This window comes from Thiomonas sp. TH-17, assembly GCF_057473305.1.
Window position 1 is genome coordinate 1 of record NZ_JBYCKI010000024.1, and the last position, 8,124, is coordinate 8,124.

The following is an 8,124-nucleotide window of genomic DNA, read 5'->3' on the forward strand; positions in this document are numbered from 1 at the left end:
GTCAGCGCCAGACACAGCAAGCCCGTGGCGATCAGGCTGGCCGATTTCCAGGGCTTGCGCGGCAGCAGCGATACCCCCAGCAAGATGCCACTCACTGCGGCGAGTTGCACGACCTGGGTCGAGGCTTCGTGACCGCGACCCAGCAGGCCCAGCGTGGCCAGCAAGGTCAGCAGCACGCCATCGGCAATGGCGCGGGCATAGTCGCTGGGAGCGATGGGCGGACCAAACGCGGGCCGCACCGGTTGGGCGTCGTCTTGGCGGGCGAAGTGAAATGCGGCGTACCACGTCAGGCTCATGCTCGCCGCTAATGCCAGCATGAACGGCACCCGCGACGCCAGCACTGGCCCCAGCCAGGAACCCAGGAGTTGTATCGATCCCGCCCCCAGCCAGTGGGCCAGCCAGCCGCCACTGACCGCCTGCCCGTACAGCGTGGGATGAACCCAGGAGGTGAGACCCTGCGCCATCTGCCACATCACCGCGAAACTCAGGCCATCCGTGCGCCAGGGATCGCGGCCGATGAATCCCGGAAGAAGGTAGGCCGCACACAGGAGCAGAAGCAGCGGCCGCGACAGCTTGCCCACGGCGCCCGGCTGCAGCGAGGGGCGCGCCGGCGGTCTGCGGGTCTGTCCGTGAGAAAACGGCGAGCTCATGGCGAGTGCAATGGCGGATGAGAGGTGCAGATGCGTGGGAAACAACAACGGGCAGCCAGGCTGCCCGTTATGGGGTGAAACTCAGGGGTTGTTGCGTACAACCCCGTGACGCGAAAGGCGCGCGATGCGCCTCAGGCCTTGCCCGCTGCCTTGGCGAATTTCTGGCGGAACTTCTCGACGCGGCCGCCCAGTGTATCGATGCTCTTTTGTTTGCCGGTGTAGAAAGGATGCGACTCACCGCTGGTTTCCACCTTGTACAAGGGAACCTCGCGGCCATCGTCGAGCTTGATGGTTTCGCGGGTCTGCGCGGTGGACGAGATGAGAATCTGCGAACCAGTGGACAGGTCGAGGAAGCAGACTTCGCGGTACTGGGGGTGGATTCCTGATTTCATGGGGGTTCCTTGGGTAACGATCTTGACGATCAAACGCTAGCCGCCGACGCCTGTGGTTATTGCAAACCATCGCTGCACACGGTTGTTGCAAACCGCCGGTACTTGGCAAAACGCAACATTGTCGCAGATTTTTTGGGTGATCAACCGCCTCGACGCATCATATCGAAGAATTCGGCGTTGTTCTTGGTCTGCTTCATCTTGTCGAGCAGGAATTCCATCGCCTGAATCTCGTCCATGGGATAGAGCAGCTTGCGCAGAATCCAGGCTTTTTGCAGGATTTCCGGCTTGAGTAGCAGTTCCTCGCGGCGTGTGCCCGAGCGGTTGATGAGCATGGCGGGATAAACGCGCTTTTCCGACAGACGGCGATCCAGGTGGATTTCCATATTGCCGGTGCCCTTGAATTCTTCATAGATCACTTCGTCCATGCGGCTGCCGGTATCGACCAGCGCAGTGCCGATGATGGTCAGCGATCCACCCTCTTCGATATTGCGTGCCGCGCCGAAAAAGCGCTTGGGGCGCTGCAGAGCGTTGGCATCCACCCCGCCGGTGAGAATCTTGCCCGAGGTCGGCACCACGGTGTTGTAGGCACGGGCCAGACGCGTGATGGAGTCGAGCAGAATGACCACATCCTTCTTCAACTCGACCAGGCGTTTGGCCTTCTCGATCACCATTTCGGCAACCTGCACGTGTCGCACGGCGGGCTCGTCGAAGGTGGAACTGACCACTTCACCCCGCACCGAGCGCTGCATTTCGGTCACTTCTTCCGGGCGCTCGTCAATCAGCAGCACGATGAGAACGACTTCCGGATGGTTGGAGGTGATGGCGTGGGCCAAGGACTGCAGCATCACGGTCTTGCCGCTTTTGGGCGGGGCCACCAGCAGACCGCGTTGGCCTTTGCCGATCGGGGCCACGATGTCGATCACGCGGCCGATGATGTTTTCTTCGCCCTTGATGTCGCGTTCCAGACGCATGTGCTCCGTCGGGAACAGCGGCGTGAGGTTCTCGAACATGATCTTGTTCTTGTTTTCCTCCGGGGTCACGCCGTTGACGCGGTCGACCTTCACCAAGGCAAAGTAGCGCTCGCCATCCTTGGGCACCCGCACCTCGCCCTCGATCGAGTCGCCGGTGTGCAGATTGAAGCGGCGGATCTGGCTGGGCGAGATGTAGATGTCGTCGGGTGACGCCATATAGCTCGATTCAGGCGCTCGCAGAAAACCGAAGCCGTCTGGCAGAACTTCAAGGCAGCCGTCGCCGAACACCTGCTCGCCAGTGCGTGCGTGCTTTTTGAGGATGGCAAACATCAGTTCCTGCTTGCGCAGGCGGCTGGCGTTTTCAATCTCGAACGACTGCGCCATTTCAAGCAGCTTGGAGACGTGCGTCGCTTTGAGTTCGGACAGATGCATGATGAAAAGCTCGGGAAGGGGAGGCTGCGCCGGATCCGTCGTCAGACGGTGCATGCCTCAGAGCGGCACGCGCAAGCAGCAAAAGGAATCGTGAGGGAGTGTGGGCCGTGCCAAGGGTGCACGGCAGGGTGTCACGGCGATTGAGTCGCCTGGAGCGGCGGCTCAACCTGAGTGTTGCGCGGTGCGATGCTTGAGGATTGCGAACTGCACCGCGCAATGAAGAAATTATAGATGGGCGTCGACGAAAGCAGTCAGTTGGGATTTGGAGGCAGCGCCCACTTTATTGCCAGCCAGCTCGCCGTTCTTGAACAGCAGCAGGGTGGGAATGCCACGAATGCCAAACTTGGCGGGGATGCTGCGGTTCTCGTCCACATTGACCTTCACGATGGCGAGCTTGCCCTGGTATTCGCTGGCCATCTCGTCGAGCGTGGGAGCGATCATGCGGCAAGGCCCGCACCACTCGGCCCAGAAGTCCACGAGAACGGGAACACCGGACTTCAGCACGTCTTGCTCGAAATCGGCGTCGTTGGTGTGTTTGATCAGTTCGCTAGCCATGGTCACCTCGATAGAAAGATTTGATGGGGATTTTGACACAAGTTGCCGCTAGGGCGCTGAACGTGTCTGGTGGATACGGCATCAACGCCGGGACAAAAAGCCTTTGGGTTGCCGATGAACAAGCGCGCATCAGACGCAGCGGGCAGGCAAGGGTGTTGGGGTGACGAGCCGTTCCCCCGGCACTCACGGTAAACGGCTGTGGCTGCTCCGTTCCCGACCTGACCAAGTTCACCGCGCCGCGATGCGAGGCGGCCCGTCAATTGGCATTGTATGGGCAATCGCATGGCCATCACTGCAGCGAGTGTGGAGGGGCGCCGAGTCAATTGCCCGTTTCTTCCATCAGCGCCCGGGCCTGGGCGATTTGGCCGCGGTAGGCGTCGAAGATCTTGCGCAGTGCGGTCTGCATGTCGGCCTTGGGCGCCCAGTCGAGGTCGCGCATGGTGTTGGTGATTTTGGGTACGCGGTTCTGCACGTCCTGATAACCCGCGCCGTAATACGCGCCCGAGCTGGTTTCCACCAACTTCACGTTTTTGGCGGATTCGGCGTATTCGGGCATGTCGGCAGCCAGGCGCAGCATCATGTCGGCGAGTTCGCGCACTGAATGATTGTTGGCCGGATTGCCGATGTTGTAGATCTGACCGCTGGCCACGCCGTTCTTGTTTTCGATGATTTTCATCAGCGCGTCGATGCCATCGTCAATGTCGGTAAAGGCGCGCTTCTGGTGACCGCCATCGACCAGGCTGATGGTCTCGCCGCGCACGATATGGCCCAGGAACTGGGTGACGACGCGGGAGCTGCCTTCCTTCGCCGAAAAAATATTGTCCAGCCCGGCGCCGATCCAGTTGAACGGGCGGAACAGGGTGTAGTTCAGGCCGTCCTGCTGGCCGTAACCGGCAATGACGCGATCCATCAACTGCTTGGAGCACGCGTAGATCCACCGCGGTTTGTTGATCGGGCCGTAGACCAGCGGCGAATTCTCGGGATCGAATTCGGCATCGCCGCTCATGCCGTACACCTCGGAGGTGGACGGGAACACCAGATGCTTCTTGTGCTTTACCGCCGCGCGCACGATGGGCAGATTGGCCTCGAAGTCGAGCTCGAACACCCGCAGCGGCGCCTTCACGTAAGTGGCCGGCGTGGCGATGGCGACCAAGGGCAGGATCACGTCGCACTTGCGTACGTGGTATTCGATCCACTCCTTGTTGATGGTGATGTCGCCTTCGAAAAATTTGAAACGCTTGTTGGCGGTGAGGTCTTCCACGCGGTCGGCGTTCATGTCCATGCCATACACCTGCCAGTCGGTGGTGGCGAGGATGCGCATGGAGAGGTGATGGCCGATGAAACCGTTGACGCCGAGGATGAGGACTTTTTTCATGATTGCTGTGTTGCGAGTTCCGAAATTTGTAGTTTGCCCAAGGGAATGCCAGGTCGGTCGGCATCCCACAGTTCGACGATGTGGAGTGCGCCGCCATCGCCAGTCCGGGCCAGGAGTTGTTCGTCTGCGATATGCAGGCCGACCGCGTTTTTGCCGTCGATTCGCGCGCGGAGTGCTGGTGACGCGATGCGGGCGCGCGCCACGATGAAACGGCGGCCGAGTTGATCGAAAAATGCGCCGGGGTAGGGCGGGGCCACGGCGCGGATGAGGTTGTAAACCGATTGCGCCGTCTGGGTCCAGTCGATGCGACCGTCTTCGGGCTTGCGGCCGCCGAAATAACTGCCGACGGACAGATCGTTACAGCGACGCGGCACTTCCCCACGCATCAACTGCGGCAGGACGTTCCACAGCGCGATTTCGGCGGCCACGGTGAGCTTGTCGAACACCTCCTTGGCGGTGTCGTCAGGCAGGATGGGTACGGCCTGCTGCGCGACGATGTCGCCCGCATCCGGCTTGGCTTCCATAATGTGCAGCGTGGCGCCGGTCTCGGTTTCGCCGTGCAGCACGGCCCAGTTCACCGGAACTCGCCCGCGGTATTTGGGCAGCAGAGAGCCATGCATATTGAGCGCGGCGATTTTTGCTGCGGCCAGCAACCGCGCGGGCAGCATGCGGCGGAAGTAGAAGGAAAACAGATAGTCGGGCGAAAGCGCCGCGACCCGATCGATCAGGGCCGCGTCAACCGCGTCGTCCACATAGGCCACGGGAATGCCGGCTTCTGCCGCCACGTCGGCCACGCGATCAAACCACAGGGTTTCGGTCGGGCTGTCCGGGTGGGTGACGATCAGTTGCACCTGCACGCCCCGCGCGAGCAGTGTTTTGAGGCAGCGCACGCCGACGTTGTGATAGGCGAAGACGACGGCGTTCACGGCAGCGGGGCGGGGGATGGTTGCGCAGCGTTGGCCGTCTGCGAGACATGTGGCACGAACACGCCTGGCTCGGGGGGCAGATCCTGCAACACGGCCTGCACGAGATAGCGCGGACGGCCGCGTACCTGCTCATAGATGCGGCCGATGTATTCCCCCAGCAGGCCGATGCTGAACAGCACCACGCCGAGCAGGAAGAAGGTGATGGCGAACAGGGTAAAGACCCCCTGCACCTGCGAGCCTTCGACGAAGCGCTGCACCATGAGGTAGAGAAACAGCGCGCCGGAAGCGAGCGCCAGCAAAATGCCCGAGTAAGACATGAGCTGCAGCGGCACCAGAGAAAACCCGGTGACCAGATCGAAGTTCAGGCGAATCAGCTTGAACAACGAGTATTTGGACTGGCCCGCCAGACGCTCTTCGTGGGCCACTTCGATTTCGGTGGGTTTGAGCGCGAAGGTGTAGGCCAACGCGGGCACGAAGGTGTTGGACTCGGTGCAGCGATTCACGGTGTCCACGACGTCGCGGCCGTAGGCGCGCAGCATGCAGCCCTGGTCGGTCATGCGCACGCTGGTGATTTTTTCGCGCGTCCAGTTCATCGCCCGGCTGGCATAGCGGCGAAACCGGCTGTCCTGGCGCATGCGGCGAATGGTGCCGACATAGTCGTAGCCCTCGCGCATTTTGGCGACGAGCTTGCCGATCTCTTCGGGCGGATTCTGCAGATCGGCATCGAGAGTGACGACGATGGGCGCGCGGGTGTGTTCGAAGCCCGCGAGGATGGCCATGTGCTGGCCGTAGTTGCCGTTGAACAGCACCACGCGGGTGACGTCCGGGCGCAGACGTTGCTGCGCGGCCAGCAGCGCGGCCGAGCGGTCGCGGCTGCCGTCGTTGACGAACAGAATTTCGTACGGCTCGTTCAGCGCATCGAGCGCGGGGTAGAGGCGGGCGAACAGTGCGGCGAGTCCGGCCTCTTCGTTGTAGACGGGAACGACCACCGAAACGGCGGGGTGAGCATGCAGATTCATAAGCCGAATTGTCGCAGCACGGTGTCGAGGGCGTCAGTCACCCGCGTCACATCGCTGTCAAGCATGCCAGGAAAAAGCGGCAAGGTGAGAATGGACGCGCCCACGGCTTCGGCGTGCGGAAAGTCGCCGGGTTTGTGGCCGCGCTCGCGGTAAAGGCTGAACAGGTGGATGGGCGGATAGTGCACGCCAGTGGTGATGCCACGGTCTTTGAGCGCCTGCATCAGGGCGGCGCGTTGCACCTGCGGTGGCGGCACGATCTGGAACATATGCCAGTTGCTCTGAATGAAATCACGTGGCGGCAGTTGCACGCCCCTTGCCTCGACGCCAAGGGCATCGAACGCGGCGAAATAGCGCTGCGCCAGATCGCGGCGGCGGGCGTTGAAGCGTTCGACGTGCTGCAACTGCCCCCAGCCCACGCGCGCGGCCACGTCGGTGAGGTTGGACTTGCCGCCGACCACATCGACGTCCATGCCGTCCAGACCGCTGCGTTGCACACCTTGCAGGCGCAGGCGGCGGGCCAGATCGACGTCGGCATCGGCCGGAAGCACCAGGCAGCCGCCTTCGATGGAGGTGATGTTCTTGTTCGGATGGAAGCTGAACGAGGCGAAGTCGCCAAAGCTGCCGATGCGCTGGTGTTTCCACAGGCTGCCGATGGCCTGGGCCGCGTCTTCAATGACGCGCAGACCATGGCGGGCGGCGATGGCGTAGATCGCGTCCAGGTCGGCGGGCAGCCCGGCCAGATGAACGGGCAGGATCGCCCGCGTGCGCGGGGTGATGGCCGCCTCGATGCGGTTTGCATCGATATTGCGGGTGGCCGGATCGATGTCGACGAACACGGGCGTGGCGCCAACCGCCAGGACCACATTGCTCGTGGCCACCCAGGACAGCGGCGTGGTGATGACTTCATCGCCCGGACCGACGCCCAGCAGCTTGAGCGCGATCTCCATGGTGACGGTGCCGGAGGAATAGGCGAGCACCGGGCGGCCGCCGAAATACTCGGACAGCGCCTGCTCGAACCGGGCGCACCAGGGGCCGCTGGTGATCCACCCGGAACGCAGCACTTCGACGACACCGGCAATGGTGTCTTCGTCGATGTCCGGGCGGGTGAAGGGAAGAATGTCTTGCGGATTCATACGGGTGAATTCAGGCTCGGGCAACGATGATGACGCCCACGATGATCACGGCAATGCCGACGAGTTTCTGTGCGGTGAGTGCCTCGCCGAACAGCCACCACGCCGCGAAGGCGGTCACCACATAGCCAAGCGACAGCATGGGATAGGCGATGGAGACCTGCACCCGGGTGAGCGCCAGTATCCACACCACGACGGAAACCGCGTAGAACGTCAAGCCCAGCAGAATCTGCCATTGCAGCGCGAAGTGCAGCATGGCGTGCCAGATATGACCTGCGGTGAAACTGAAATGCCCCGCCGTTTCCGCCCCCGATTTGATGAGCAACTGCGCCGCAGCGTTGAGCAGCACGCCAGCGAGCACCAGGCCAAAGGCGACCGCGCTCACCGCTGGGCTCCGGCTTCAGCTTGCGGGGAAACCAGCGACGGCCCAGCGTTCCAGTCCGCCTGCAGTCGCGCCGCTGCGGCCTGGGCGGCCGCGCCGTAGTCTTGCCCCGGTTTGGCGATGACGACGAAGCGCGGGGCGCGGTAGATCACCGTCATCGGCATATGCAGCGCCTGCAGCGCGGGCAGGGTGGATGGCGACATCAGCGCCAGCGGCTGTTTGTCCTCGTTCCAGCGCCGGGCGAAATCGGCGTAGGTCGGCACCCACAGACCGGGCTGCTGCTCGATGCCGA

At 62.5% G+C, this 8,124-nt stretch carries 8 protein-coding genes, 1 other RNA gene and 2 pseudogenes; all 11 read right to left on the bottom strand.

Translation table 11 applies throughout. From position 1 onward, the window contains the following. Positions 1-650 (bottom strand): annotated as a pseudogene (locus AC2VLV_RS01710) (hypothetical protein); the annotation flags it as partial. Positions 651-781: 131 nt separating this feature from the next. Next, positions 782-1,042, bottom strand: coding sequence for a type B 50S ribosomal protein L31 (locus tag AC2VLV_RS01715; protein ID WP_486988360.1), 261 nt, complete (start codon positions 1,040-1,042; stop codon positions 782-784). A 140-nt stretch (positions 1,043-1,182) separates the two neighbouring features. Further along, the gene (rho, locus tag AC2VLV_RS01720) at positions 1,183-2,445 is read right to left on the bottom strand and encodes a transcription termination factor Rho (RefSeq protein ID WP_486988361.1); all 1,263 of its coding nucleotides are present in this window, start codon (positions 2,443-2,445) and stop codon (positions 1,183-1,185) included. Between the two features lie 225 nt (positions 2,446-2,670). Beyond that, entirely contained in the window at positions 2,671-3,000 is a 330-nt protein-coding gene (gene trxA / locus AC2VLV_RS01725) for a thioredoxin TrxA (RefSeq protein ID WP_486988362.1), read from the bottom strand. Positions 3,001-3,159: 159 nt separating this feature from the next. After that, an RNA gene (gene ffs / locus AC2VLV_RS01730) (signal recognition particle sRNA small type) lies at positions 3,160-3,258 on the bottom strand. Between the two features lie 61 nt (positions 3,259-3,319). After that, the gene (locus AC2VLV_RS01735) at positions 3,320-4,375 is read right to left on the bottom strand and encodes a bifunctional UDP-4-keto-pentose/UDP-xylose synthase (protein WP_486988363.1); all 1,056 of its coding nucleotides are present in this window, start codon (positions 4,373-4,375) and stop codon (positions 3,320-3,322) included. Further along, on the bottom strand, positions 4,372-5,301 hold the full coding sequence (locus AC2VLV_RS01740; RefSeq protein ID WP_486988364.1) for a formyltransferase: 930 nt from the start codon (positions 5,299-5,301) through the stop codon (positions 4,372-4,374). The genes AC2VLV_RS01735 and AC2VLV_RS01740 overlap by 4 nt, the downstream gene beginning before the upstream one ends. After that, positions 5,298-6,320, bottom strand: a complete 1,023-nt coding sequence (locus tag AC2VLV_RS01745; protein ID WP_486988365.1) for a glycosyltransferase — start codon at positions 6,318-6,320, stop codon at positions 5,298-5,300. Before AC2VLV_RS01745 ends, AC2VLV_RS01740 begins: the two co-directional genes overlap by 4 nt. Then, on the bottom strand, positions 6,317-7,453 hold the full coding sequence (locus tag AC2VLV_RS01750; protein ID WP_486988366.1) for a DegT/DnrJ/EryC1/StrS family aminotransferase: 1,137 nt from the start codon (positions 7,451-7,453) through the stop codon (positions 6,317-6,319). The genes AC2VLV_RS01745 and AC2VLV_RS01750 overlap by 4 nt, the downstream gene beginning before the upstream one ends. 10 nt (positions 7,454-7,463) lie before the next feature. Next, positions 7,464-7,835: an SMR family transporter gene (locus tag AC2VLV_RS01755; protein ID WP_486988367.1), complete on the bottom strand. Its 372-nt coding sequence runs from the start codon at positions 7,833-7,835 to the stop codon at positions 7,464-7,466. Then, positions 7,832-8,124 (bottom strand): annotated as a pseudogene (locus AC2VLV_RS01760) (glycosyltransferase family 39 protein); the annotation flags it as partial. The gene AC2VLV_RS01755 and the pseudogene AC2VLV_RS01760, both read right to left, overlap by 4 nt.